22 protein-coding genes are annotated in these 26,196 nt (G+C 66.8%); 7 read left to right on the top strand and 15 right to left on the bottom strand.

The window, feature by feature from the left end; genetic code table 11:
- Positions 1-56: 56 nt before the first annotated feature.
- From CFB43_RS25830 to CFB43_RS25820, 3 genes are all read right to left on the bottom strand, one after another.
- A complete protein-coding gene (locus CFB43_RS25830) occupies positions 57-1,136 on the bottom strand; it encodes a glycosyltransferase family 4 protein (RefSeq protein ID WP_089497123.1) in 1,080 nt (359 codons plus the stop codon).
- 27 nt (positions 1,137-1,163) lie between these two features.
- A complete protein-coding gene (locus CFB43_RS25825; protein WP_089497122.1) occupies positions 1,164-2,312 on the bottom strand; it encodes a glycosyltransferase in 1,149 nt (382 codons plus the stop codon).
- A gap of 438 nt (positions 2,313-2,750) precedes the next feature.
- Positions 2,751-3,800 (bottom strand): glycosyltransferase family 2 protein, encoded by a 1,050-nt coding sequence (locus CFB43_RS25820; RefSeq protein ID WP_089497121.1) that lies wholly within the window; start codon positions 3,798-3,800, stop codon positions 2,751-2,753.
- Positions 3,801-4,155: 355 nt separating this feature from the next.
- Here CFB43_RS25820 and CFB43_RS25815 point away from each other — a divergent pair, with 355 nt between their 5' ends.
- Positions 4,156-5,448 (top strand): right-handed parallel beta-helix repeat-containing protein, encoded by a 1,293-nt coding sequence (locus CFB43_RS25815; RefSeq protein ID WP_089497120.1) that lies wholly within the window; start codon positions 4,156-4,158, stop codon positions 5,446-5,448.
- A 107-nt stretch (positions 5,449-5,555) separates the two neighbouring features.
- Here the strand turns inward: CFB43_RS25815 and CFB43_RS25810 are convergent, their stop codons facing one another.
- The 3 genes from CFB43_RS25810 to CFB43_RS38515 form a co-directional block, all read right to left on the bottom strand.
- Positions 5,556-7,130: a mannose-1-phosphate guanylyltransferase/mannose-6-phosphate isomerase gene (locus CFB43_RS25810; RefSeq protein WP_089497119.1), complete on the bottom strand. Its 1,575-nt coding sequence runs from the start codon at positions 7,128-7,130 to the stop codon at positions 5,556-5,558.
- A complete protein-coding gene (locus tag CFB43_RS25805; RefSeq protein WP_089498145.1) occupies positions 7,127-7,705 on the bottom strand; it encodes a drug:proton antiporter in 579 nt (192 codons plus the stop codon). Before CFB43_RS25805 ends, CFB43_RS25810 begins: the two co-directional genes overlap by 4 nt.
- Before the next feature lie 888 nt (positions 7,706-8,593).
- Positions 8,594-8,872, bottom strand: a complete 279-nt coding sequence (locus tag CFB43_RS38515; protein WP_179254865.1) for a hypothetical protein — start codon at positions 8,870-8,872, stop codon at positions 8,594-8,596.
- 59 nt (positions 8,873-8,931) lie between these two features.
- Between CFB43_RS38515 and CFB43_RS25800 the strand changes: the two genes are divergently transcribed.
- Positions 8,932-10,323, top strand: coding sequence for a sigma-54 dependent transcriptional regulator (locus CFB43_RS25800; protein WP_179243726.1), 1,392 nt, complete (start codon positions 8,932-8,934; stop codon positions 10,321-10,323).
- Positions 10,324-10,364: 41 nt separating this feature from the next.
- Here the strand turns inward: CFB43_RS25800 and CFB43_RS25795 are convergent, their stop codons facing one another.
- The 6 genes from CFB43_RS25795 to CFB43_RS25770 form a co-directional block, all read right to left on the bottom strand.
- The gene (locus CFB43_RS25795; protein ID WP_373452559.1) at positions 10,365-12,818 is read right to left on the bottom strand and encodes a glycoside hydrolase family 2 protein; all 2,454 of its coding nucleotides are present in this window, start codon (positions 12,816-12,818) and stop codon (positions 10,365-10,367) included.
- Positions 12,819-12,847: 29 nt separating this feature from the next.
- Positions 12,848-13,915 (bottom strand): DUF1839 family protein, encoded by a 1,068-nt coding sequence (locus CFB43_RS25790; protein WP_089498144.1) that lies wholly within the window; start codon positions 13,913-13,915, stop codon positions 12,848-12,850.
- The gene (locus tag CFB43_RS25785) at positions 13,912-14,886 is read right to left on the bottom strand and encodes an amino acid--[acyl-carrier-protein] ligase (RefSeq protein WP_089497117.1); all 975 of its coding nucleotides are present in this window, start codon (positions 14,884-14,886) and stop codon (positions 13,912-13,914) included. The genes CFB43_RS25790 and CFB43_RS25785 overlap by 4 nt, the downstream gene beginning before the upstream one ends.
- Positions 14,883-16,079 (bottom strand): acyl-CoA dehydrogenase family protein, encoded by a 1,197-nt coding sequence (locus tag CFB43_RS25780; protein WP_089497116.1) that lies wholly within the window; start codon positions 16,077-16,079, stop codon positions 14,883-14,885. Before CFB43_RS25780 ends, CFB43_RS25785 begins: the two co-directional genes overlap by 4 nt.
- A complete protein-coding gene (locus CFB43_RS25775; RefSeq protein WP_089497115.1) occupies positions 16,076-16,327 on the bottom strand; it encodes an acyl carrier protein in 252 nt (83 codons plus the stop codon). Before CFB43_RS25775 ends, CFB43_RS25780 begins: the two co-directional genes overlap by 4 nt.
- Positions 16,328-16,506: 179 nt before the next feature.
- The gene (locus tag CFB43_RS25770; RefSeq protein ID WP_179254903.1) at positions 16,507-17,289 is read right to left on the bottom strand and encodes a Crp/Fnr family transcriptional regulator; all 783 of its coding nucleotides are present in this window, start codon (positions 17,287-17,289) and stop codon (positions 16,507-16,509) included.
- 922 nt (positions 17,290-18,211) lie between these two features.
- On the opposite strand from CFB43_RS25770, the gene CFB43_RS25765 reads away from it, so the two are divergent.
- From CFB43_RS25765 to polX, 4 genes are all read left to right on the top strand, one after another.
- Positions 18,212-19,000 (top strand): Crp/Fnr family transcriptional regulator, encoded by a 789-nt coding sequence (locus tag CFB43_RS25765; protein WP_089497114.1) that lies wholly within the window; start codon positions 18,212-18,214, stop codon positions 18,998-19,000.
- 2 nt (positions 19,001-19,002) lie between these two features.
- Positions 19,003-20,418: an undecaprenyl-phosphate glucose phosphotransferase gene (locus tag CFB43_RS25760; protein WP_089497113.1), complete on the top strand. Its 1,416-nt coding sequence runs from the start codon at positions 19,003-19,005 to the stop codon at positions 20,416-20,418.
- A 384-nt stretch (positions 20,419-20,802) separates the two neighbouring features.
- The gene (locus tag CFB43_RS25755; protein WP_089497112.1) at positions 20,803-21,195 is read left to right on the top strand and encodes a TraR/DksA family transcriptional regulator; all 393 of its coding nucleotides are present in this window, start codon (positions 20,803-20,805) and stop codon (positions 21,193-21,195) included.
- Positions 21,196-21,348: 153 nt separating this feature from the next.
- Complete coding sequence (gene polX / locus CFB43_RS25750; protein WP_089497111.1) at positions 21,349-23,118, top strand: DNA polymerase/3'-5' exonuclease PolX; 1,770 nt, start codon at positions 21,349-21,351, stop codon at positions 23,116-23,118.
- 54 nt (positions 23,119-23,172) lie between these two features.
- On the opposite strand, the gene ald is transcribed toward polX, so the two are convergent.
- Positions 23,173-24,288, bottom strand: a complete 1,116-nt coding sequence (ald, locus tag CFB43_RS25745) for an alanine dehydrogenase (RefSeq protein WP_089497110.1) — start codon at positions 24,286-24,288, stop codon at positions 23,173-23,175.
- A gap of 338 nt (positions 24,289-24,626) precedes the next feature.
- On the opposite strand from ald, the gene CFB43_RS25740 reads away from it, so the two are divergent.
- The gene (locus tag CFB43_RS25740) at positions 24,627-25,043 is read left to right on the top strand and encodes a DUF3995 domain-containing protein (protein ID WP_089432585.1); all 417 of its coding nucleotides are present in this window, start codon (positions 24,627-24,629) and stop codon (positions 25,041-25,043) included.
- A 9-nt stretch (positions 25,044-25,052) separates the two neighbouring features.
- Here CFB43_RS25740 and CFB43_RS25735 read toward each other — a convergent pair whose 3' ends face one another.
- A complete protein-coding gene (locus tag CFB43_RS25735) occupies positions 25,053-25,640 on the bottom strand; it encodes an RNA 2'-phosphotransferase (protein ID WP_089497109.1) in 588 nt (195 codons plus the stop codon).
- 380 nt (positions 25,641-26,020) lie between these two features.
- A complete protein-coding gene (locus CFB43_RS38510) occupies positions 26,021-26,185 on the bottom strand; it encodes a hypothetical protein (protein WP_179254902.1) in 165 nt (54 codons plus the stop codon).
- Between the last annotated feature and the right edge of the window lie 11 nt (positions 26,186-26,196).

Here is a 26,196-nt window from a genome sequence, read left to right as displayed (position 1 = left end):
AGTACGGCCGGCCGGGCACGCCGGCGTCCGTTGCGGCGCCGGCGTGCGATGAAACGCTACAGCCCCTCGAAGATCTCCGTCATCATCTCGGCGCTTCGGCGCCAGCGATATTTCTCCGCGTGCAGGCTGCCCTTGCGTTTGAGCTCGGCCCTGAGCTCGGCCGAATCGAGCAGGGTCCGCAATTGCCGTGCGATGTCGTCCTGGGAATACGGATCGCAGTACAGTGCCGCATCGGCACAGACTTCCGGCAGCGCGGCCGATTTGCCGACGACCGCCGGACAGCCGCAGCGCATCGCCTCGAGAGGCGGTATGCCGAAGCCTTCATAGATCGACGGATACAGGAAGCACGCCGCGTTCTGATACAGCGCCTTCAATTGCTCGTCGCTGATGTAGCCGACGTACTTGACGTTCGGTTCGGCGGCCGACAGAGGATCCTGCTTGCCGAATACGGTGGCGTTCTGCATGCCGACGATGACGAGATCGACCGACGGATCGTCGATCTGCCGGAAAGCCGCGATCAGCCGCCCGAAGTTCTTGGTCGGATTCATGCTGCTGACCGCGAGCACGAAGCGGCCGGGTGTCAGCGCATGCTTGTCGAGCACGCTCGTGTCCGCTTCCAGCGCATCGAGATGATCCGCACCGAGCGGCACGACGCTGATCTTCTCCGCGGGCACGCCGCAATGATGCGCAAGGCGATCCCGTGAGAAATAGGAGTTGGTCAGCACGCAAACGGAGGTTCGCGCGAGGATCCAGAACATGATCCGGTACCACACGCGAAACGGGCGTGAGAAATGTGCGGGCGTGTCGAACACCGCCGCATCGTGCATGTAGATGATCTGGTTGCCGATGAAAACGGATGCCGAATTGCTGAGATTGACGATGCGGCCTCGGCGAGCGAACAACGGGAGCACCAACTGCTCCCAGACCACGCCCTTGTAAAAGCCGACCTTGACCGTCCTCGCGCCGCTGACCTCGACGCCGGGTTGCGGAGGCACCAGCACGGTCACCGGATCCTGCGGCTGAAACTTGATCAATGCGGCAATCAGCTCGCGCGCGACGCGCTGCACCCCGGTCGTCTTCTGCGTGGTGAAGCGGCCGTTATAGACGAGTTGCTTCGGTTTATTGAAAGTGATCATGTCAACAAGAAGATATCGAATTCGGAATCAGGCTTTGACGTGATCCGGTGCGACCGGCTTGAAGTCGCGCGTGTCGACACGCGGCTCCTCGGTATCCAGTCCGTAGAGCGCATTCCACTGCCGGAAAATCGCGTTCATCGAAAACCGCTGAATCGCCCGTTTTCGCGCTGCCGCGCCCATTTGCTCGCGAAGCTGCCGGTCGTCGCGCAGCGTCGTTAGATACGCGGCCATCTCGGCGGCGTTCGACGCGACGTAGCCGGTCACGCCGTGAATCACCACGTCGCGATTGCCCACGACGTCCGTCACCACGGCCGGTATGCCGGCGACCTGCGCTTCGATCAGCGCGACCGGCATGCCTTCCCAGCGGGAAGTCTGGACGTAGATGTCCAGTTCCGCGGTCAGCGCGAGCGCACGTGCGCGGGGTATCCAGCCGCTGCAGACGATGGCTCCGCGCTGGCCGGGATCCGGAATCTCGGCCGCGTTGCCGCCGATCCAGAGAAACTCGACGTCCGCGTCGTGCAGCATGTCGGCGAGTCGCACGAATGCCTGATGATTCTTCTGGTACGATGCCCGACCGCTCATCCCGATGACGACCTTGCGATCGTCGCGCATTCGACGCGGCGGGATCTCCGCCACATCGACACCGTTTTCCACCAGGACCGTCGATTTCGCGCGGACCTTTCCCCTGATCTCGGCGAGCTCGCTGCCCGAGCACGCGACGATGGTGCCGCCGATGTGCGCCGCGATGCGTTCGAAGCTCAGATAGGCGTACTGCTTCATGCGCGACACGTCGCGACGCAGGAACGAGAGTCCGTGCGGCGAGTAGAGCACCTTCGCGTTCGGGGCGGCGATCCGGGCGGCGATTCGCCCCAGTACGCCGGCCTTCGACGAGTGCAGATGAATCGCGGTCGGCTTGCAGTCGCGCAGGCTCCGGGCCAGCGCACGCACGCTCCGCAGATCCTGTTTGACGCTCACCTCGCGCGCCATGTCGACGTACACGAGCTTCACGCCGGGCAGGAACAGCGTCGAAAAATCGGTCGGGGTTTCCGGTCGGATCGAGTGCAGAACCGTCACGTCGACGCCGGTCGCTGCGGCATGGTTGGCGAGATGGGTCAGCATCGAAAGCACGCCGCCACCGAATGCTTCGGCGATATGAACGATCTTTTGTTGGGTCATCTGTGGGTCCAGCGATTCGCTCGCAGATTCATCGCACGTCGTGACGATGAGTCGCCGGCGAATCTTGCGGTCTCGATATCCGGTTCGTGAAACTATGCATTCCTGATTGATAAATGCATGGCAGTCGCGGCCATTGGATCCTGCTGTCACAGTCGCTGGTTGGCGCCGACGAGGCAGCGTGATGGTTTCCGCCGCTGGAATGCCGAGCCGACCTTGCCGCAGGGCGCCGGACACGATGCAGCGTGAGGAATCCATACCGCGACATACGTGCAGGCGCGATTCCTCCGAACATCGAAACCGGCGTTCGACTACGACGACTGGAGCCGGGACAACGACGAAGTCCGGTCAGTGCGCGTGAATCCACTGGTCCGGATCATTGTGCAGCGCATGCGCGACCCACTGGGTGCGATGGCTTACCGAATGCGCGATTCGGCGACGCTATCGCGCGTCGGCGTGATGGCCGGATGACTTCCGCACGCGCGCGAGCGGATTGGAGATATAGCGAATCGCGCGGTTGCTGAGCGTTGCCGACGGCAGCAAGCATGCGAGCGACAGCCCGGCTACGGCCGCTTTCTTGGCAACGCCCCAGAACGGGTTGCGCAGCACGGTTTGCCAGTAGCGTCCTGATTCGCACAGGAACCAGCGCCAGCGCCGCACGAGCGGGGCGTGATAGAGCGTGCTGGCGAAGCGGGCCTTCTCGATCGCGAAGTCGAGCGGCGCGATCGGCAATGCTTCGTGCAGCCGCGTGGCGGCGAGCATGCGCAGCGTCGCCCACCGGCGTTCGGCTTTCAGCGCGCCTGTCGCGGCGTCTTCCGAATTGGTGAGCGCAAGCGCCGGCGTGTCGACGGACGGGCGCGTCCCTGGCTGCTGGTGGACGCGATAGCCGCCGAGCGTCGCATCGATCATGTGCACGTTGCCGAGCAACGCGATACCGTAGATCGCGTAGAAATCCGCACCGTGCAGATTGTCCGGGGTGACAGGCACCGGAAAGATGCGCTTGAGCGCATCGACCCGATACGCGTTGCCCGATGCGGGCGGCGACGGGTATAGCCAGCCTGCGCGCAACAGGCGGCCGCAATCGGTGTCGACGGCCGACTGCGGTACGCTGGCCCCGGTCACCGCACCGTCCCGCGCGATCACGTCGAGCCGGAAATGCACCTTCACGAAGTCGCCGGAGGCGAACGCGGCCAGCACGCGGGCCGCGGCGTCGGCATAGAGCAGGTCGTCGGCGTCGAGCAGGATCACGTAGCGCGTCGTGAGATGCTCGATCGCGCGATTGTATGCGGCGACCTGACCGCGATTCTCCTGGAACACCGCCGTCACGCGCTCGCCGTACGAGCGAATGATGTCGCGCGAATCGTCGGTGGAACCGTCGTCGACGACCAGCACGCGGATGCCGGGCGCGCTTTGTGCGAGCGCCGAATCGATCGCTTCGCGCAGGTACGCGCCGTGGTTGTAGTTGCAGATTGCGATGGTCAGGGTGGTCATGAACGGATTCTGGACGAGCGAAGTGCGGACGATCCGGGTGCCCGGCGCGCGGGGTGCGGTGCCCCGGAGCACGGTCGCATCGCATGGCGGCCATGATACGCGTCGTCGATCGGCATTCGGTTCGCGAGCCTACCGTTTCGCGATCCGCTTCAGCGAAAGCGCGATGAAGCGTCAACGGCAAGCCGGATACCCGATACGCCGCGCGGGCAGGATGTATTGGTCTGTTGACGCACTGAAGCGCGGCGGGTTCGAATGGTCCAATCGACGGTATCGTCGGAGGACAACTCGGTCGGCATGCAGCGATTCGGATGCGCGGGCCGGCAGGTTCGAAGTCATTCCAGGGAGTCGACTCGATATGCGTAGATCACGTGGCACGTTTCTCGTGCGCGCAGCGCTCGCCGCCATGTGCGCGGCAGGCGGGCTGGCGGGGCCGGGCGGTGCCGCGGCGGCATCCGGCACGTCCGCGCCTGGTGCGCTTCATGCGACTGTACCGGATGCGGTCGTTCGTCCCGCCGCGGACGCGGCCGATCAGGCCGACATGCTGCAACATGCGCTGGACGCGTTGCAGCCGGGCCAGCGACTGGTGTTCGCGCCGGGCCGGTATGTGGTCGGCCGGTCGCTGGTCGTGCGGCAGCGGCAGGTGGTGTTGTCGGGCTACGGCGCGACGCTGATCGCGACCACTCCCGGCGACCAGACGATCGAGATGAGCGGGGACGGTACGACGCTCGTCGGCTTCCGGCTCACCGGAACCGGCACGACACGCCTCACGACGCCGGAGTCGTCGAAGGTCGAGGTGACGGGGCGCGGTGTGCAGGTGCTCGACAACGTCATCGACGGCGGCGCGGGAGGCGGGATCTTCGTGTTCGGCGGCGCGGATGTCGCGATCGTCGGCAACGAGGTGCTGTCGACGCTGGCGGACGGTATCCACATGACGCACGGCTCGCGCAACGTGCTGGTGCAGGGCAACGTCGTGCGCGGCACCGGCGACGACATGATCGCCGTGGTGAGTTATCAGGCGGAAGGCGTGCTGACGCGCAACGTGCTGATTACCGGCAACTCGCTGGAGGGCAATCCGTGGGGGCGGGGCATCACGGTAGTCGGCGGTGCGGAAGTCACCATCTCGAACAACGTCGTGCGCAACGTACAGGTGAGCTCCGGCATTCTGGTCGCCCAGGAAGACAGCAATCGCACTGCCGGCTCGTCCGACATCCGCATCGAGGGTAATTCGATCGCGGATATCCAGACGGCGACGGATCGGGCCGATGCTCGCCCGGTCACGCAGCAGGCGGCGATCGAGGTCAGCACGTGGTCGGGTTCGGTGTCGCGCGTGACCGTGATCGGCAATCGCGTGTCGCATGCGCGGTTCGACGGCATTCGCCTGTGGGGAAACGTGTCGGGCGTGCGGCTCGCGGACAATCAACTGTCGGGGATCGGCGGAATGCCGGTCCGGATCGACCCTGCGCACGATTGCGCGGCCGGCCGGCAGGTGGGGGCATCGGCACAGCAGGCGAAGGGCACGCCATGTGCGGGCGCCGCGCTTCAGCCGCTGTCGGCGGCAGGCGGCGCGATCGGCGCGGACACGTCGGTGTTGCCGCGCGTGCGCGAGTCCCTCAGGCGGCCGCGCTGGCCGCAAGGCGGCCTCCACTGATCATGCGTTGCGTGGGCCGGCGGCGCCAGGCGAAGAACAGGCGGCCGCCCGTTGTTCGCGCGGCGGCAGGTGTTGGCGTCGCACACGCCGTCGCAATCCGCATGCACTTACCGGATGACGTCGCGTTCCGCGGCTTCCTCGTCCGGTTCGCGCGAGGCGAGCGACGGGTGCGGCGGCGCGGTCCCGACGACTGCCCGCCCGTACTGATCCTCGAACCGCACGATATCGTCCTCGCCGAGATAGTTGCCCGATTGAACCTCGATGATTTCGAGCGGAATCCGGCCGGGATTCTCGAGCCGATGCACTTCGCCGACGGCGATGTAGGTCGATTCGTTCTCGCACAGCAGGAACGTCTCGGTGCCGCGCGTCACCTTCGCGGTGCCGCGCACGACGATCCAGTGCTCGGCGCGGTGATAGTGCATCTGCAGCGACAGCTGCTTGCCGGGTTCGACCACAATCCGCTTCACCTGGAAGCGCTCGCCGAGATCGATCGAATCGTAATGGCCCCACGGCCGCTGCACCTTGCGGTGCTCGCTCACCTGCGGGCGCCGGTCGCTCTTCAGGCGCGCGACGATGTTCTTCACGCGCTGCACGTCGTGCTTGTTCGCGACCAGCACGGCATCGGCCGTCTCGATCACGACGACGTCCTTCATCCCGACGCACGCGACGAGGCGGCCTTCCGAACGCACGAGGCTGTCCTGCGTATCCTCGAAGACGATCGAGCCGCGCGCGACGTTGCCGTGATCGTCCTTCGGCATGATTTCCCAGATCGCGTCCCACGTGCCGACGTCCGACCAGCCGGCCGCGAGCGGCACCACAATGCCTTCGATGCCGAGTTCGGTGTGTTCCGCGAGGCGCTCCATCACCGCATAATCGATCGAATCCGATGGGCACGCATCGAAGGCGGCCGCATCGACCCGGAAGAACGGATCGTCGGCGACGCCCGCGCGCCACGCGCTGTCGCAAGCGGCATGGATGTCCGGCGCGAGTGCGCCGATCGCTTTCAGCCAGACCGAGGCGCGCGTGACGAAGATTCCGCTGTTCCACCAGTAATCGCCCGATTGCAGGTAGCGCTCGGCGAGCGTCGCATCGGGTTTTTCGACGAAGCGTCCGATCGCGTAGCCGCCGTGGCTGCCGTGGCGGCCCGAGCGCGGCTCGCCGACCTGGATGTAGCCGTAGCCCGTCTCAGCGCGGCGCGGCAGCACGCCAAGCGTGACGATCGCGCCTTCCTGCGCATAACGCGCCGCGCGTGCGACCGCGTCCTGGAACGCGGCGACATCCGCGATCACGTGATCGGCCGGCATCACGGCGAGGACAGGATCGTTCGCGAGCGCGTTCGCATCGAGCGCGGCCAGCGTCAGCGCGGGCGCCGTGTTGCGCGCCGTGGGCTCCAGCAGGATGCGGGCAGGCGCCGAGCGGCCGTGTACCTGCTCGGCGCTCATGAAGCGATGTTGTTCGCCGCATACGAGTAGCAGCGTGTCGCCGAGCGACGCGTTCGCGATGCCGTTCAGGCGGCGCGCCGTCGCCGACAGCGGCGACTCGTTCGAGACCAGCTCGATCAGCTGCTTCGGATACTGCTCGCGCGACAGCGGCCACAGCCGCGTGCCGGAACCGCCGGCGAGAATCACCGGCAGGATATTCGGCAGATCGGGTTCGGGAACCGGGTGAAGGGCGCGGGTCATCGGTTCGCTCCGGTATCGGCGGGCAGCCGGGTGTGAGGGCGGCCGTCGGCGCGCGTATCGTCGTCGCGCGAGAACGAAACGGCGCGCGACAGCAGGTGACGCAGCGCACCGGCCGTACGGTCGGCCGGCCGGATCAGGCCGACGAACGGCGCCCCTAGTTCGAGATACGGACCGTAGGCCTTGCGGAATCCGAACCGTTTGTAGAACGCCTGACGCGGCGCGGGGACGTGCATGCGCACCGCGGTGTCCGGCCATGCGGCCTGCGCAGCGGTGAGTGCGCGCTCGATCAAGCGCTCGAGCGTCTCGTCGTCGCGGCAGCTTTCGCTCGTCAGCACCTTGTCGATCATGACGTCCGGATCGATGTCGTCGCCGGGCAGGATGCGCGCGTAGGCGGCGACTTCCGTCGTGTCGCCGTCGCTCGCGCTCGCATAGACGTGCAGCGCGCCCGCGTCCTTGCCGTCGATGTCGAGATGCGTGTGGGCGTCTTCGACCACCAGCACGGCGTTGCGCGCGCGCAGGATTGCATAGAGATCGACGGCGCTCAGATGTTCGAATTCACAACAATGCCATTCCATGATGCTGTCCTCGCGTGATGCCTTCGGCATGCCGCGCTGCACGAACGCGATCGTTCCGTACGGCGTGGCGATCTTCATCATCCGGATGCGCGCTCCGGCGGTCTGTTCGAAAGCGTACTCACGCTCCGGATTCGCAAGTCCGGCGCGCGCTATGGGGCGGTGTGCGCGACAGGTGAGCGTCGCAATGTGCGACAGCACACATCGTCGGGGCCGCTGCCTTTTCATAATTGATTCATCGTGGCGGGCTGCAATGAAGTGCGACTGGCCAGCATCGCACGCGAACGAGGCAGCGGGGCGCGGGACCGAGGATTGCGCGTGCCGCCGACGGGCCGCTTGCGTACCGTATCGTCGGCAAGCTGCCGACCGCATGCGTGGACGGCCGCCGCGACCTACCGTTGGGCCTGCATCCGGTCGAACCGCGGGGGTGTCCGGTCGCGTGGGAATGGCCATCATGCTGCGCCGCGAGACGCGCGTGCCGGCCCCGCGTATTTCAAACTCGTCGACGGCGATTCGCGCGAAAAGCGCCAGCAGGCGCGATGCCGTTGATTACGGCGTGATTACGACGTGTAACGGCGGGGCGGCCCTCGCGCCGGCGCAATGGGATGGGGTTATCCGGGGGCGCGCGCGATTATGTGGTGCGAGGGAAACGGTGCCGCCACTTTGACGAGATTTCGATGGAAATTGCGGGTAATCGACGGTATCAATCTTGCGGAAAAGTAGTATTTGCCACTGATTGACGGGAAAGGTCATAGATAATCAAATCTCAGTGTTCAAAAAGGGGGCGGTGCGGAACGGCCGGCGCCGTAACGGCTTGATTCAGGTTTATCTTTTGCTAACAAAACCGGCCCGAAACGGGGTGTAAATTCAGGTGCGAATGAAATGGGGTAGTCAATCCGGGCGCGGTTTGGCGGCCCTCCGGTTCAGCATCGGCGCGATTGTCGTGTACGACGCGATGCCCATGCGGACGGCTTTTTGTTTGCCGACGTGCCCCGCCTGGCGGCGGGTTGCTTCAAAGCCGGAATGTCGTGGCTCCCGTAGCCGCGTGTTCCGTTCGAGTTCGATGACAACGAGACGGGATGATATCCGGCTCGATCTCCGGGGGTTCTCGCCGTGTGCAGTTTCGATCTTCGCCAAGGCTGCGGAAACGCAGCGCGGAAAGGCGGCCATGCGCCGCCTGCCGCCGCGCACGCGAACGGTTCGCGGAGTGCAGAAAATGATGGTTTGTTATGAATATGCCAATAACGCGCGATAAGAGCGCCGGCGTGGGGAGCAGTAACGGGCAGCGTCCGCTGATTTACTGGACGCAATCGCCGTCCGTGATGCTGCGAAAGGAATTGTCGCGCCGCGACTGGAAGGTGTCGGTCGTCGCGCATGCGAGCGAGTTGCGCGACACGTCCGGCGAAATTACCTGCGGCATTCTCGACCTGAGCGGCGGCCATGCCGATGCGATCGGCAGCATCGCGTCGACCTGCGCGTCGATGCGCGATGTCGTCTGGGTGGCGCTCGTGGATGTCGGTCAGACCACCTCGCCGAACGTGCGCGCGCTGTTGCGCGACTACTGCTTCGACTACGTGACGTTGCCGGCGTCGCATCAGCGGATCGCCGATACGGTCGGCCATGCCTACGGCATGGAATGCCTGTTCGCGCGCGATCGCGAACAGCTCGAATCGGAGGAAAAGGGCATCGTCGGCACCTGCAGCGCGATGCTGCGGCTGTTCGATACGGTGCGTCGTTTCGCCCGCACCGACGCGCCGGTGTTCGTGTTCGGCGAAACGGGAACCGGCAAGGAACTCACGGCCGTCGCGATCCATCGCCATTCAGCGCGGCGCAACGGCCCGTTCGTCGCGGTCAACTGCGGTGCGATTCCGCCGCATCTGCTGCAATCGGAACTGTTCGGCTATGAGCGCGGTGCGTTTACCGGCGCGAACGCGCGCAAGATCGGCTACGTCGAAGCCGCGAACGGCGGCACGCTGCTGCTCGACGAGATCGGCGACCTGCCGCACGAGAGCCAGGCGAGCCTGCTGCGGTTTCTGCAGGAACGCTCGATTCACCGTCTTGGCGGCAGCGAGCCGGTGCCGGTGGATGTCAGGATCGTGTCGGCGACGCACGTCGACCTGCGCGATGCGATGGAAGAAGGACGCTTTCGCGCCGACCTGTTCCACCGTCTGTGCGTGATGCGCATCGACCAGCCGCCGTTGCGCGCGCGCGGCAAGGACATCGAACTGCTCGCGCACCACATGCTCGAACGCTTCCGCGGCGATGCGCGCCATCGCGTGCGCGGGTTCTCGACGGATGCGATTACCGCGCTCTACAAGCACGACTGGCCGGGCAATGTCCGCGAACTGATCAACCGCGTGCGCCGTGCGGTCGTGATGACGGAGGGGCGCTTGATCACCGCGCGTGACCTCGAGCTCGAATACTGTCTCGATGCGGCGTCGCCGTCGGTGGCCGACATCCGCAAGTCGATCGAGCGCGAGGCGATCGAAACCGCGTTGCTGCGAACGCGCGGGCGCGTTGCCGCTTCGGCGCGCGAACTCGGCGTGTCGCGCGCGACACTGTATCGCTGGATGGAGGCGTACGGTATCGAGCGGCCGCGCGGGACGGGCTCGTCCGATTGATCCAGGGCGGCACGACGCTCGCGGCGGCCGCGAGCGTCGTGTCAGCCGGCCTGCGTGGCTCGCACCGCGCGCGCGGCGTTCACGGCGCGGATTTCCACCGCGGGCGGGACATTGTCGCCGCCCGCCACAGGCTTCCCGTCGATGCGCAATGGAACGAGCGCGATGCGCGCCGGCGTGCCGGGCGCGAGATGGAACCAGTCGTCGCCTGGCATGAAACCCGGCGCGTCGATCTGCACATGGCGCGCGACGTGTCGCGTGTCGACGTCGACGTGCCAGGTCTCGCCGGTGCGCGACACGCATGCCTCGATCCCGAGTTCGCGACGTGCCAGCACGGCCGGATGCGTGCGCGACACAAAATGGAACGCCTGCGACAGCAGCGCGCCGTCGTCGGCACGCAGGGTCGCGACGACCGTATCGTGTTCGCACGGGCCAAAACGGTATGCATAGGTCCAGTCGAAGAAGCGGCCGAGCAACTCGGCCGAGCCGAGCCGCACCGTGTCGTGCGCGGCGATCCGCACCGGGCAGCCGGCCCGCGCGACCGGCGTACGGCCGTCGCGCAGCGCGACCAGCTCGATTGACGCCGCCAGCGGCGCCGGGCGCTCGTTGACGACGTGCACGTCGAGCCCGTTCAGCCCTTCGTCGACGAGGAGCACCTGGATCGGCTGCAGCACCTGACGCAGCGCATACCATGCCGATTTCGGCCGGTGTGCGGCGTCGATCACGCCCCATCCGGCGCCCGGCATCACGTCCTGGAACTGCCAGACGAGCGCGCCGGCGCAGCGCGAGCCGGTGCGCCGCCATTCGGAAAACGTTTCGCGCATCAGGTCAGCGATCACCGCGCGCGACAGCTCGAAGTAGCGCGCCGGATCCTCGCGCCGCAGCCGGTCGGGCACGACGTCGTACAGCGTCTGCAAATAGTGGTCGCGAATGTCCTCGAAATCCCACGACGTGCCGGGGTCGCGCGGCACGGCCGCTTTCCACCGCGGCTCGTGCACGCCGGGCCAGCCGAGTCCGGCGAGTGTCGCGTCGCACGGCACGTTCGCGAACGCGAGGCATTCGCTCGCAAAGCGCACGTCCGCGCGTCGCGCGTCGTCGAGCGGACGCAGGTACGCACCGACGCCGTAGTAGTGCGACACGCGTTCGCGCGGCGTGAACGGCAGTACGCCGCCGTCGGGCGAATCGGGCACGTACGGGACATCGGGACGGAGCGCGGCCGCGTGGCCGGCCAGCCGGTCGGCCGTCAGTTCGAGGAAGCGCTGCTTCGGCCCGAGCCCCGACATCGCGGCCTGTTGCGCGATCTCGCTGCCGCCGCACAGCACCGCCAGCGACGGCGAAGCGCCGTGACGCGACAGGAACTGGGTCGCTTCGCGATCGACGTTGGCCGCGAACGCCGGATCGTCGAGCGCGTAATCGAAGTTCGCGAAACTGAAGTCCTGCCAGACCAGCAGCCCGAGCCGGTCACACCCCGCGTGGAACGCGTCGGCCTCGTAGGTCATCGTGCCGCCGACGCGGATCATGTTGAAGCCGGCGTCGCGTGCGAGCCCGAGCAGGCGGCCGTAGGTCGCGTCGTCCGTGTGTAGCGCGAGCGGCGCGGCGCTGCTCCAGCATGCGCCGCGCGCGAACACGGGCACGCCGTTGATGCGCAGTCCGAAACCCTTGCCGTCGGCGCCGGAATCGATCTCGATCGTGCGGAAACCGGTCGAGCCGAGCGGCCGGCGCGCATCGCCGATATGCAGCACAACGTCGTAGAGCGCCGGTTCGCCGTGCGTATGCGGCCACCAGCGACGTACGTTCGGTATCGCGACGTGCGTACGCAGCCGGTCGGCGCCGTCACGTTCGAGCGTCGCATGATGTTCGCCGCACGACAGCCGCGCTGCGAACGTATCGGGCAGCGGCGCGGCGAACGTCAGTTCCGCATCGAGCCAGCCCGTGTCGCCTTCGACGCGCGCCTGCAGCTTGCAGTCGGCCAGAACCGGCCCGTCGGCCGGATCGAGCACGTCGACGGGCCGCCACGGGCCGGTGGGCACATACGGCGGAAACCAGCCCGGCATGTGCCCGAACAGCGACGTGCGGATCGTGCGCAGCCCGGCCGGCTCGGCGAGCCGCGTGCGCCAGCGCGCACGGCGCGGTGCGCGTGCGTCGCGCAGGTGCGGCGCGAGTGCGCGGAAACAGAGGGTCAGCCGGTGGGTGCCGTTGAGCGACACGGGCACGTCATGCGTGACGAACATGCTGTCGGAGCGGAGGATCGGCGTGTCGTCGAGCCACGCTTGCGCGAGCGTCGCGAGGCCGTGAAAGCGCAGGATGCGCGGCCCGCGCCCGCGCAGCTCGACGCGGTACCAGTGGTCGCGCTCGTCGAGCGATGCAGCTTCGTCGAGCCGGCCGGCCACCGCGAGCGCCTGCGCGACCGTGCCGGGCACCGGCGCTGTGATCCAGTCGCCGCCGTCGACCGGGAGGTCGCGCGGTTCTCGCACGGCGCCTGCGGCCGTCGCCAGCATCGACCACGCGGGCAGGGCGCGCGCGCGCGTCACCGCATGGCCGGCACGGGCGCCGCGATGTCGCTGGACTCGCTGCGTACGGGCGTCACGTGCCGCAACGGCGCGCAGATCTGCCGCGCGCACGCGACGACGTCCGCGTAGGCGGCCTCGATCGCCTCGAGCGTCGAGTCGCCGCGCTCCTCCTTGCCGCGCGCGCACGCGCGTGCGAGCCGGAATTCGAGCACCATCGCTTCGGATGCGATGCGGTCGCACGCGGCGCGGATCTCGGCGAACGGCCCGACGCAACCGCTGGCCTGCAGCCAGCGCGCGTAATGGCCGAACAGCTCGAAATTCGCGCCGAGCTGGCGCACCGAGTTGAACGAGTACGCGTGGAAATGCTCGAGCGGCGAATCGGCGAGCGTTCGCGCATCGGTCTGCAACTGCCGCCGGAACGCGGCGATCGGGTTGACGACCGGCAGGCGCCGCAGGTGGCGCTGCAGCGCGGCGAGCGACGTTTCGCACAGCTCACGTTCGTCGAGCGGCGAAAACCGCCGCTTCGCGCATTCCACGTAAGGCGGCAGCGTCATCGGCGAGCTGCCGCCGACGAGCCCGTTGTAGTCGAAATCCTCGGCCACGTAATAGCCGCTGTTGTGGAAGTAGCCGATCTGGCGCTTCGCGCGGTCGATCGCATCGATGCCGATCGTCGTCTTCGTATGCTGCGTGCGGTAGCTGCTGCCGCGCGTATCGGGCAGGAACCATGCGTCGACCTCGACGATCATCAGATGGCCGCGCGCAACCTGCGTCTCGATGTGCTGGTCGAGCGGTTCGTAGATCGAGTGCTCCTGCACGACGATGCCGTACAGCCGCTCCAGTTCGTCGTGCGGAAACTTGAAGAACGTGAACTGGTCGCCCTCGAAATCGAGCGCGATCGTAAACGGCAGCGCCGCGTATGGATTGAAGCCCCACCACCGGAGCACCTCGAGCCACATGTCGACGTAGCAGTTGGTCTGCTTCCAGACCATCTCCTGGCTATGCAGCGGATGCGGCCGGTAGTGGCGCGCGCGGTGGCGCACATCCTCGAACGACGCGTGTTCGCCGTCGCGGGACACGAATCTCATGGCGTGCCCCACAGCACGTCGCGGACTTCGCGCGGCCACGCCTCGATGTCGAAGCCGTGATGGCGGAACAGCGCGAGCGTGAGCCGTTCGAGGCCGAAGCCGACGCAGCCCGTGTGCGCGACGTCGCCCGTCGCGGTGCGGATATCCCACAGCAGCCCGAAATGATCCATGTGGTAGTTGAAGCTCAGGCACGCGGTCTGGCGATCGTCGTGCTCGATCGGGATCAGCAGCTCGAACTTCAGGTTCTGCTCGCGCTGGCTGTTCGCGACGATCTTGCCGCCGCGCCCGAAGAACGGATCGTTCGCGAGGTCGATCGCGTTGGGCAGGCGCAGCGCGTCGATCATCCGCGTGCCGCGTTCGATCCAGGTCTCGCGGAACGACACGATCTGCTCGGGCGTGCCGATCCGCACGTACTCGCGCATCCGGAACAACTGCATGCGGGTCGGGTCGAGCGACGGCTCGTGACGGAAGCAGTACGAGAAAACGTCGACGATCCGGCCGTCCGCCGGCAGCGCACCCGCGCGGGCGACGACGGGGTAGACCGGGTAGCACGCGGCGGGCGTCATCACGACGTAGGTCGGCTTCTGGCTTTCCGTCCAGTCGTCGCCGCGATCGAGGCACTGCAGTACGCGCTGGTGCTGGTGTTCGTCGCCGCAGAACGCGTGCACGCTGCCCGCGAGTTGCGGAAAGCTCTTCATGTATTCGCTGCGCTCGAACTCGGTGCGGCTCATCGCCGGCGGGAAGCGCAGCACTTCGGCCTGCTGGTCGGCGCCGAGGCGCGTGACGAACGCGTCGAGCGCTTCGACGACGCGCTCGAACCGTTCGCTGCGGCCGAACAGGCCCTGGATGCCGGTCGAGACCAGCAGGCCCGCGTCGATCAGTGCGTCGCGCAGCGGGTTGACGCCCGCGCGGTCGATCGGTGCATCGGCGGGAGCGGAGGCGGCGGAGGGCACGGCAAGGCGATCGTTCACGTATGTTTCTCCAGCGTCGCAGGACGCAGCGCGAGCAGCAGGTTCGAGGTGTTGACGGCAATGCGGTCGTTGCTGATCATCAGCGGCGCCGCATGCAGGTCGCGAATGTGGCGGCCGATGCTGAACGGCGTGCCCTGCTTGTAGCCGGCCATCCCGCAGATCATCATGGCCTGGTGCGCGACTTCCAGCGCGGTCGTCGACACGTAGGTCTTCAGCGTGTTGATCTCGGCGGCCCGGGCCATGCCGGCCGACCACGAGCGCGACGCCGGATTCGCATGAAGGCGCAGCACGGTGTCGACGCGGGCCTGCATCGCCTGCATCAGCGCGAGCGATTCGGCGATGCGCCGCGACGCGGGCGACGGTGCGCCGTCGGTCTGGCGGGCCTGCGCGCGGAAGAACTGGTGCGCGCGGTGGAACGCGTCGCCGGCCACGCCGATCCAGACCGCGGCCCACAGGATGTGCGACACAGGCACCATCGTTTCCTCGGCGATCGTCGCGAACGGCACCGGCAGGCACTGGACGGCGGCGCCTTGCGCATCGAGCTCGAAGCCGTTGCTGCAGGTGCCGCGCATCCCGAGCGTGTCCCATTCGCCGCGGCGCGTGAGCGTGTAGCCGTCGCGCAGCAGCGTGACGAGCACCTGCTCGGAAGCCGGCGCGTCCGCATCGCGTCGTGCGGTCGCGAGGATGCCGTCCGCGTAGTCGCCATACGAGATCGTCGGCGCCGATTTGCGCAGCCGGAACTCGCCACCGCTGGCTTCGAGCGCGCATTGGCTCGCGCGCAGGTTGCCGCCGACGCCGTCTTCCGACGTGGCCGATGCGAGCAGCCACTGGTGGCGCACGAGCTGCTGCAGGAACAGCTTGTGCCAGCCCTGGTCGGCGGCATGATCGACGATGCAGGCGACCTGGATCTGGTGCATCGCGAACACCATCGCCGACGAGGCGCAGGCCTGGCCGAGAATCGAGCAGGCCGACGCGATGTCTTCCAGCGACGCACCCGCGCCGCCGAGATGGGTCGGCACCATCGCGCCGAGCAGGCGGCGCGCGCGCATCGCCTCGATCGCCTCGACGGGGCAGCGCGCGTCGCGGTCGACCGCGTCCGCGTGCTGCGCGGCGATCTGCGCGACGGCATGCGCGGCCTCGTCGAGCCGACGCGTGTCGCTGTCGCTCGCGAGTTCGGGAAGCAGCGCGCTCATGCCGAATGCTCGGTGCGTTGCAGCGTGGTGATCGTGTCCGCGAGCGCGTCAATGCTGCGGAACAGGTTGCGGTTCAGCATCTCGTCGGGAATCTCGATGTTGAATTGCTTCTCGATCGCGAGCATCAGCTGGATCGTGTCGAGTGACGAAAGGCCCGCTTCGTAGAGGTCGTCCCCGTCGCCGATCGAATCGATCGCGGCTTCGAGATGGGCGACGTGTTTCAGGATGGTTCTGATTTCTTTTTTCACGTGCTGCTCCGGCGTGCGTGGTGTCGTCCGCTCGGGCAGACGCGCGACACGCGCTGACGTCCCCCCGGCAGTCCGGCATCAGTAGACCATTGGCAGACACGGCGTTCTGTTCGCCACCCTACAAACGGCTGACCCGGCAGGCAGGCGGCGCGACAGCGACGCCCGATGCGGCATGCCGATCAGGCGCGCGACGCGGCCGGCACGCCCGAATCGGCCGACAGGATGCGCTTCATCTCGTCGCGCACGATCGCGCGGCAGCCGCACGACATTTTTTCGAGGCCGGCGAGATCGGCGAGCTCGATCGAGCTCCGGTACTGCCGGATCAGGCCCAGCTTCTGGATTTCGCCCGCGGCATCGGTAACCGTTTCGCGCCGCACGCCGAGCATCTGCGCGAGCATGCTGTGCGTCACCTGGATCTCGATGCTGCGGGTCCGGTCGTACGCGAGCAGGAACCATCTGCATAACTGATGTTTGAGCACGTGATGACGGCTGCAGAACGTGATCTGCGAGACCTGCGCCATCAGCAGCCGCACGCAGATGAACACGAGATGACGGATCACCGGCGAGGCGTCGAACGCCGCGGCGAACATGCGCCGGTCGAGCCGGTAGACGAAACCGTCGCGGCAGGCCACGGCGCGACAGGGCATCCGGCCGCTGCCGCCGATCACGTCGTCGCACACCACGCTCTCGCTGCCGATCTCCGCGACTTCCAGCGTCATGCCGCCGGACGACACGTACTGCAGCGAAATCGCGGTCGTGACGGGCAGGTAGACCGCGGTGAGCATTTCGCCGGGCTCGCAGAGCACTTGCCCCGATTTCAGGTGGACGAGTTGAAGGTGCGGGGCCAGCGTCGCGAGTTCGTCGCGGTCGATGGCCGCGAGAAAGCGGTTCGCGTCGAAGCTGTGGGAAAGCTCGATCATGCCGTTCGCGTATGCGACGGCGTCAGGGGCCTGGTGAGTCACGGCGCATCCTCGTAGGGTGGCGGTCACGCGTCGTCGCGGCGATATCCCGGGAATGGGGAATTCGCACGATCGTGCGGACTTGTGTTCGTCAAAAATGGAGTGACGATACTGGCAAAAAGGCTAGCACGCCATTGAAATCGATCAATTGCATATTGCGTCATTTCACAAAGTTTGACGATTTAGACCGGCTGCAGACGTTATCCGGTTTTAGTGAATCATTACGGTGGAATTAATCATCCGGAAATGGAATGGGGCGCCTGTCATTCATTCGATGTCAACCGGGAATCAATTCTTCGGCGATGTGCGTCGTGTAACGAAACTGGTTGTCGGGCATTGAACACTCTTTGACAAATAAATGGTTCCAGCAATATTACTCATGGAAATCAATGGTTTGACGACGGAGTGTGCGGTGGCGTACAAAGCGGAAAATTAGTGCGTCGATTCAGATTTGAGACAGTTTCAAACGACCGTGTGAGGCGTGGTGCCGCAGCGGAGCGGTGTCCGGTACATCACGGAAACAATTGAAAATCGACTGTAAGTATATGAGCGGCAAGCCAGGTAGCCCGGTCGCACCGGCCTTGGGTCAACGCGAGGGAATTGATCAGTCAAATGGCGCGCAGTGTCCGCCGCCGGGAAGAGTGTCCGGAAATGAGACGCTTTTTTTGTCTTTTTGCCGGTAATTCGGTCGATCTAATTCCGGCGTGATTCATATATTAAGGACGGGCATGGTTTGGCACGTAAATCGCTTATTCGGGCTGGCGCGTTGAAACGGGACGGTCGACTCGATCCGGCGGCGAGAAGCCGATGGTCGGTTGGAATCAGGGTTGTGGCCGCAACTCCAGTCAACGTCCGGGCGCGCATCGCGATAACGAATTCCGTGCACGCGGCTGCAGGCGGTGCGGACGATAAAAGGGATACAGACATGCTTCATCTTCACTCGAGCTACTCGGCGAATGCCATCCTCGATGCCCTCCCCGAGGACAGCATCCGCACCATCGCACCGCATCTCGAACTGGTCAGGATCAAGGCCGGGATGCTCGACCGGGTCGGCGAGCCGATGCGCCACGTGCATTTCCCGACGACGTCGATGATGTCGGTGCAGCATTTGATGGAGGACGGTGCGATGGTCGAGGTGGCACAGGTCGGCCGCGAAGGCGTGGTCGGGCTGGCGACGATGGTCGGTGGCGCCGCGGCGTCGCAACGGGTCGAGGTCCGCATCGGCGGGATGGCCTATCGCGTGCCGAGCTGCGTGGTGCGTGCCGAATTCGAGCGCTCGCCGGAAACCTACCGGCTGCTGCTCAACTACTGCCAGGCGGCGATGGCACAGATCTCGCGCAGCGCGCTGTGCAACCGGCATCATTCGGTCAGCGAGCAGCTCAGCCGCTGGCTGCTGCTTGCACATGACCGCATCGACGGCGACGAACTGGCCGTCACGCAGCAGACGATCGCGAACATGCTCGGCGTGCGGCGCGAAGGCGTGACGGAAGCGGCAGGCAACCTGCAGGAAGCCGGGCTGATCCGGCAGCGCCGCGGCCGCATCACGGTGCTCGACCGCGACGGCCTCGAACATCACGCGTGCGAATGCTACAACCTGATTCGCGCGGACTATCGCAGGCTGCTCGGCACGCGCGGGACGGCGAGGCCGACACCGACACCGGTTCGGCCCCGCATGCCGGACGCGCATCGCGGGTTCCCGGCACATGGTGCGTGACGATGCTATCGAAGTCCGGTGGGACGAATTCGCTGCGGCGTTCTGTGATCGCAGTTACCGACGCCGTGCTCGTGCTGACAGGCGCGCTTGCCGCGCAGGCGGCATCGGGCCTTGCGTGGCGCGAGCTGTCCGACGCGCAGCGCGGCGCGATTGCGCTGCTGTGCGTGCTGACCGTGGCCTTGCTGCCGCGCTATCTGCGCACGGTGCGTGGCGGCATGGCGCCGCAAGGCGGCACGCATGCACTGACGCAGACGATGGTGGCGCTCGTCTGCGCGAGCGTGCTGACGGTGACCGCCGCGATGTGGATCATGAATCGCGGCGGCACGATCACGACACCCTGGATCGTGCGCACGGTGCTGGCCGGCGACGTTGCGTTGCTGCTCGGCCGCGCCGCGCTGCTGGCGCTTGCGCTGACGCGTGACGACCCGCGCGCGCGGCAGCGCCGCGTCGCGGTGGTCGGCGCAACGGCGTACGGGCGTGTCGCGGTCGAGCGGATGCAGCTGGCGCCGCAGGGGCCTTTCGTGGCGGCGTGCGTATTCGACGACGATGCCCAGGCTGCCTCCGGCGGCATCGGTGGCGTGCCGGTGATCGACGACTGGAACGCGTTGCGCGACCTGATTCGCGGCGGCGACATCGACGAGGTCTGGCTCACGCTGCCGATGTCGCACGAGTGGCGGATCCAGCGCATCGTCCGAGAGTTGCGCGACGAGTTCGTGGAACTGCGGCTGTTGCCCGACGTGCGGCAGATGGCGGTGGTCGATCGCTCGGCGACCGACGTGCTCGGCATGCCGGCCATCAACCTCGCGACCACGCCGCGTTCGGCGCCGGAGCTGTGGGCGAAGTTCGCGTTCGACCGGCTGTTCGCATTCGGCGTGCTGATTCCGTTGCTGCCGCTGCTGTCGCTGCTGGCGATCGCGGTCAAGCTGTCGTCGCCGGGGCCCGTGTTGTTCAGGCAGCGCCGCAAGGGTGTCGACGGCCGGGAGTTCGACATTCTCAAGTTCCGGACGATGCGCGTGCATCGCGCCCAGCCGGGCGTGCTGCAGCAGGCGTCGCGCAACGATTCGCGCATCACGCGCGTCGGCGCGTTCCTGCGACGTACGTCGCTCGATGAACTGCCGCAGTTCTTCAACGTGCTGTTCGGGCAGATGTCGGTGGTCGGCCCGCGCCCGCACGCGATCGAACACGACGACCTCTATCGACAATTGATCGACTGCTACATGTATCGCTACCGCGTGCGGCCCGGCATCACCGGATGGGCCCAGGTGAACGGCTATCGCGGTGAAACGCGCAAAGTCGAGGCGATGGAGGCACGTGTGAAGTTCGATCTGTTCTACATGCAGCACTGGAGCTTCTGGTTCGACATGAAGATCATCCTGCTGACGATCGTGCGCGGCTTCATCGGACGCAATGCATTCTGAGGATCACGAATGATTGAGGAGGCGCCGCGCGAGCGATCGTCCCGACAGAGTCATGCCGGTTCGTGCGCGCGGCCGAAGTGTTGTGGTCGTGCCGGAATTTGCTGCGCTGCGGTCGTGCCGGCGAGCGTCCGAGCGTGCACCGCAGGTCCGGATTACGCGTCCGGCCCCAGTTTCCGCACGGCTGCCGCTGCCTGACCGGCACGCTGATTCCGGTCAACACACGCGTGTTCAATGGGTTTATCCTGCGTCGAATGCGTCCGGCGCTTCGTGTCGCCGGGTGCACATTCGGACACGGTGGCAGGCGGTGACGCCGGCTCGCCGTGCACCGGTGCGACACCGCGCGCCGCCATGCGCCGCGCGGAACCCGGAACAGGAGAGACGGCCATGGCGCTCGACCCACAACAACGGCAGACGCTGAAACAGCGGCTGAACGAGAGCGAGCAGACGTTGCGTGCGGAGATCCGCGCCAGCGAAGACCAGCGTGCGTCGGAATCCTACGCAGACCTCGCCGGCGCGGCGCCGGACGAGGGCGACGAGGCCAATGCGGATCTGTTCGTCGACGTCGATCATGCGTTGATCGGCATGAAACTGACTGAGCTGCGCGCGATCGGCCGCGCCCAGCAGCGGATACGTGACGGCAGCTACGGCGAGTGCATCGACTGCGACGGCTCGGTCGGCTACGAGCGCCTGCTGGCGCGCCCGGCCGCCGAACGCTGCACGCATTGCCAGTCGATCTACGAGCGGCACTACGCCACCACGCCGCGCGCCTCCCTCTGACGCCGACATCGTCGCCATCACGGCGCCGCGCACGCGGCGCGGCCGGCGTACGATGATGAACGGGCGCCCGGCGGCGTCAGCATGCGGCGCCGGGCGGGCAGACGCCGTCGCGTATGCGCGGCGCCATCCACGTGGAAGGGAGCCACGCCGATCATGCCGATCCACAATGCCGAGTGTGCGACCGTGTTCGCCGAGATCGCCGACATGCTCGAAATCCAGGGCGCCAATCCGTTCCGGGTGCGTGCCTATCGCAACGCAGCACGGACGATTGCCGACTACGGGCGCGATATCCCGACGATGATCGCGAACGGCGACGATCTCGGGAAGATTCCGTCGATCGGGCCCGATCTCGCGTCGAAGCTGCGCGAGATCGCCGCGACCGGCACCTGCGAACTGCAGCAAACGCTGCGTCACGCGCTGCCGGGCGCGATCGTCGAGCTGCTCGACGTGCCGGGGCTCGGCGCGAAGCGCGTGAAGGCGCTCCATGACGCACTGCACGTCGATTCGCTCGAGCAGCTTCGCGCGGAAGCGAAGAGCGGGCACGTGCGCGAGTTGCCGGGCTTCGGCGCGAAAACCGAAGCGCATCTGCTCGAAGCGATCGACGACCGGCTGAAACGCGAACCTCAACGTTTCCTGCTGCCGGATGCGACGCACGCGCTGCAGCCGCTGCTCGAACGCCTGCGCGCGATCGCGGGCGTCGGCAAGGCCGTGCCGGCCGGCAGCTTTCGCCGCCGCCGCGAGACGGTCGGCGATCTCGACATCCTCGTCACCGCACGTGATCCGGTGGCCGTCGCCGACGCGTTCGTCGCCTATGGCGAGGTCGTGCGCGTGCTCGCGCACGGCAAGACGAAGTCGAGCGTCGTGCTCGCCGGCGGGTTGCAGGTCGACCTGCGCGTCGTCGATGCCGATGCGTTCGGCGCGGCGCTCGTCTACTTCACCGGATCGAAGGCGCACAACATCGCGTTGCGCAGGATCGCGCAGGCCGGCGGGCTGAAGATCAACGAATACGGCGTGTTTCGCGGCGAAGAACGGATTGCCGGCGCGACCGAGGCGTCGGTCTATGCGGCGATCGGGTTGCACGACGTGCCGCCCGAGTTGCGCGAGGATCGCGGCGAGATCGACGCCGCGCGCGCGGGCACGCTGCCGGCACTGGTCGAGCGCAAGCACGTGCGCGGCGACCTGCACGCGCATACCGACGCGTCGGCCGGCCGCGACAGCCTGCGTGCGATGGCCGATGCGGCCCGCGCACGCGGGTTCGCGTACCTGGCCATCACCGACCGGGCGCCGCAGGCCGGCGGCAGCCGCAGCGACTTCGACTGGCTTGCCCGGCAGCTCGACGAGATCGATCGTCTCAACGCGTCGTTCGACGATCTCGTGCTGCTCAAGGGCGTTGAGGCCGGCATTCGCGAGGATGGCAGCCTCGATGTGCCCGATGCGATGCTCGGCCGGCTCGATCTCGTGGTCGGCGCGGTACGCGACGGCTTCGAGCTGTCGCGCGACGCACAGACCGCGCGCATGCTGCGCGCGATGGACCATCCGTATTTCTCGATTCTCGCGCACCCGACGGGCCGCGTGCTCGGCGAGCGTGATGCTTGCGAACTCGACGTGCCGCGCGTGATCGCGCACGCCGCGGCGCGCGGTTGCTTCGTCGAACTCGATGCGCAGCCGCGGCGGCTCGACCTGCCGGACGTCTGGTGCCGCGAGGCCGCGAAGGCCGGCGTGCCCGTGGCGATTGGCTCGGATGCGTGCAGCCCGGACGAACTCGACCATCTTGCGTACGGCGTCGATCAGGCGCGACGGGGCTGGCTCACGCGGCCCGACGTGCTCAACACGCGCACGCTCGCGCAATTGAGGCCGCTGCTGGCACGCACGATGGGAGCGGGCGGCGCGTCGAAGCGCAGCGGCGGCGCGAAGGGCGCGTGAACGCAGCCGCCGGCGCGTGCCGTCAGCGGCCGGCCGGTCATGATTGCGGTCGCGTCATGCCAGTACGCCGGCCGCCGGCACATAGGGCAGGCCGAGCGCCAGTGCTACGGCTTCGTACGTGATGTGTCCGTCGCACACGTTCAGGCCCGCGCGCAGATGCGGATCGTCGACCATCGCCTGCTTCCAGCCCTTGTCGGCGAGCGCGAGCGCATGGGTGAGCGTCGCGTTGTTCAGCGCGAAGGTCGACGTGCGCGCGACTGCGCCGGGCATGTTCGCGACGCAGTAGTGCACGACGCCGTCGACGACGAAGGTCGGGTCCGCGTGCGTCGTCGCATGCGAGGTCTCGAAGCATCCGCCCTGGTCGATCGCGACGTCGACGACGACCGCTCCCGTGCGCATCGTCGCGATCATGTCGCGCGTGACGAGCCGCGGCGCCGATGCGCCCGGCACGAGCACGGCGCCGATCACGACGTCGGCATCGCGCACGGCTTCGTCGATCGTGTGTGTATTCGAGCAGACGGTCGCGATCCGGTTGGCGAAGACGAGGTCGAGCTGGCGCAGCCGGTTCACGTTGGTATCGAGCACGGTGACGCGTGCGCCGAGGCCGACCGCCATCTGCAGGGCGCCGGTGCCCACCACGCCCGCGCCGAGCACGACGACATGCGCGGCCGGCACGCCGGGCACCCCGGCCATCAGCAGGCCACGCCCGCCGCGCGGGCTTTCGAGATGCGTCGCCGCGACCTGGATCGACATGCGCCCGGCCACCTCGCTCATCGGTGCGAGCAGCGGCAGGCCGCCACCCGGGCCCGTCACGGTTTCGTACGCGATGCAGACGGCGCCGGACTTCACGAGTGCGGCCGCCTGGTCGGGATCGGGCGCGAGATGCAGGTACGTGTAGAGGATCTGGCCGCGTCGCAGCATCGCGCATTCCGCCGGCTGCGGCTCCTTGACCTTGATGATCATGTCGGCGCGCGCGAAGACTTCGTCGGCGCCGTCGCAGAGCGATGCGCCCGCGGCCGTATAGTCGCGGTCGAGCAGGCCGATCGCCGTGCCCGCGCCGCGCTGCACCAATACGCGATGGCCGTGCCGCGTCAGTTCGCGCGCGCCGGCCGGCGTGAGGCCCACGCGATATTCGTGGTTCTTGATCTCTTTCGGCACACCGATCAGCATGAGTCGCCTCCATGGCCTTCGTTATCGTTTTCGTGCAGGTGTGCAACGCGGCGAACGATGCACGTGCGGCCGATCGCGCAGAGGCGTATCGACCGCAGTACTGGAATATCAGGGTAGTAGTGCGCGGAGGGAAGTCAAGCGGCCGGACCGCGTGCAGCGGCGCGCGCACTGCATCGCAACATGCGCTGTCGCGGGTGGCGGGTTGCGACCGGAGGTCGCTATGCACGAGCTGCCGGGTTTCGGTATCGTCGCATGTGTCGCGGATCGGGGCCGCGCGCCGGAACGTTGCCGGCGACCCATCGAGATAGCGAGACAACGACACGAGGACATCGACTGACATGACCGGAGCGTACTTCAGCGTGCCGACGCTTTGCGCAATCGCGCTCGTTCACGTCTACTGGGCGTTGGGCGGGCGGCGCGGCAAGGGGGCGGCCATTCCGGAGCAGGACGGCGAGCCGCTGTTGCGGCCGACCGCCATCGGCACGCTCGCGGTCGCGGTGGCGTTACTGGGCGGCGCGTGCGTGGTTGCCGCGCGTGCCGGCTGGCTGGGGCCGAACGCGTATCCCGGTACGATCTCGTTCGCGGTCGTTGCGTTCGCACTGATCTTCGCGGTGCGGGCCGTCGGCGATTTCCGTTACGTCGGCTTCTTCAAGCGGATTCGCGGGTCGCGTTTCGCACGCATGGACACGCTGTATTACTCGCCGCTTTGCGCGGCGCTGGCGCTGTCCATCGCGTCGATGTTCTGGCCGTGGTGAGCGCGCGTCTCAGCGCGCGGGCCCGTCGATCTCTTTAAGGCATTCCGCCGGCACGGTGTCGGTCAGCCATACGCCGTTTTCCGCGACGAAGAACGTGTGGTCTTGCCGATGCATGCGCAGCGCATCGACTTCGAGTATCACGGGCACGCCGTAGCGTGTGCCGACGGCCAGCGCCGTCCGGATGTCCGGCGACAGATGCACGTGATGACGGGCGCCGGGTTTCAGCCCTTGCACCCGAATCGAATCCAGGAAGCGCGTCGCCGTGCCGTGATACAGGCGCTCGGGCGGCTGCGCGGTGGGATAGCGGCGCTGCACGGCGGGCGTCGAATGGCCTTGGACCGCACGGATGCGACGGCCGTCGTCGGAAAGGGCGAAGCGCTGCTTGTCGTTGGTCGCGCAGACGGTTTCGAGCGTTGCACGATCGAGGTGGAGCCCACGGCGGGCAGCGCCGGTAAGCAGTGCGTCGATATCGGCCCAGCCTTCCGGGTTGAGTTGCAGCCCGATCGACTGCGGTGCGTGGCGCAGCAGGTAGCTGAGATATCGGCTGATGCCGGTCGCGTCGGTCGCCGGCAGTTCATTGTTCTGGTGTGGTTTCATCAGACGCGGAGGCTACCAGAGCACCCCGCAAAAGGGCACGCCCGGTACCCCGCGTAGCTGGAAAGAGACAACCTTTGGCGCCGCTCGCCACACAACAATCGTCTACCTGACGCCCCTCATCAGTCGGCGTTCACGCGATCCTTGCCGATTCCGACTCCCCGATTTTTCAATTGTTGCGATTTTCGATGCATTGAATTGCACTGATACGACACTCAATGGAACCGGTTCCATCTATAATTCGCGGCACTTGTCGCCGGGCCCGAAAGAGGGTCGTGCACGTTGCGCTTGCTGTCGGCAAACGCGGCGTCTAAGTTGAATGAGGGTCATGAGCGATGAGGGGCAGATGCCGGCAAATGCCGGTATTTGTCAGACGATAAGGCTCACGAAGAAGCCGATCCGTGCAGCGCATCCTGAATTGGCGCGATGCGCGGCTGCTTGAAGGCGCTGCCGTGCATGACATGGGCGGCGCCAGCAGCGAGGTTGTTCGCAACAGACGAAAGAACAGGACGGCCAGCCGCATGCGGCATGGCTGCCATGCCGGACATGCCGCATGCGG

It is taken from the genome of Burkholderia sp. AU15512, from assembly GCF_002223325.1.
In the GTDB taxonomy this organism is placed as follows: Bacteria; Pseudomonadota; Gammaproteobacteria; order Burkholderiales; family Burkholderiaceae; genus Burkholderia.
The sequence above is the reverse complement of the archived record's forward strand: the minus strand, read 5'-3'. Positions and strand labels throughout refer to the sequence as shown.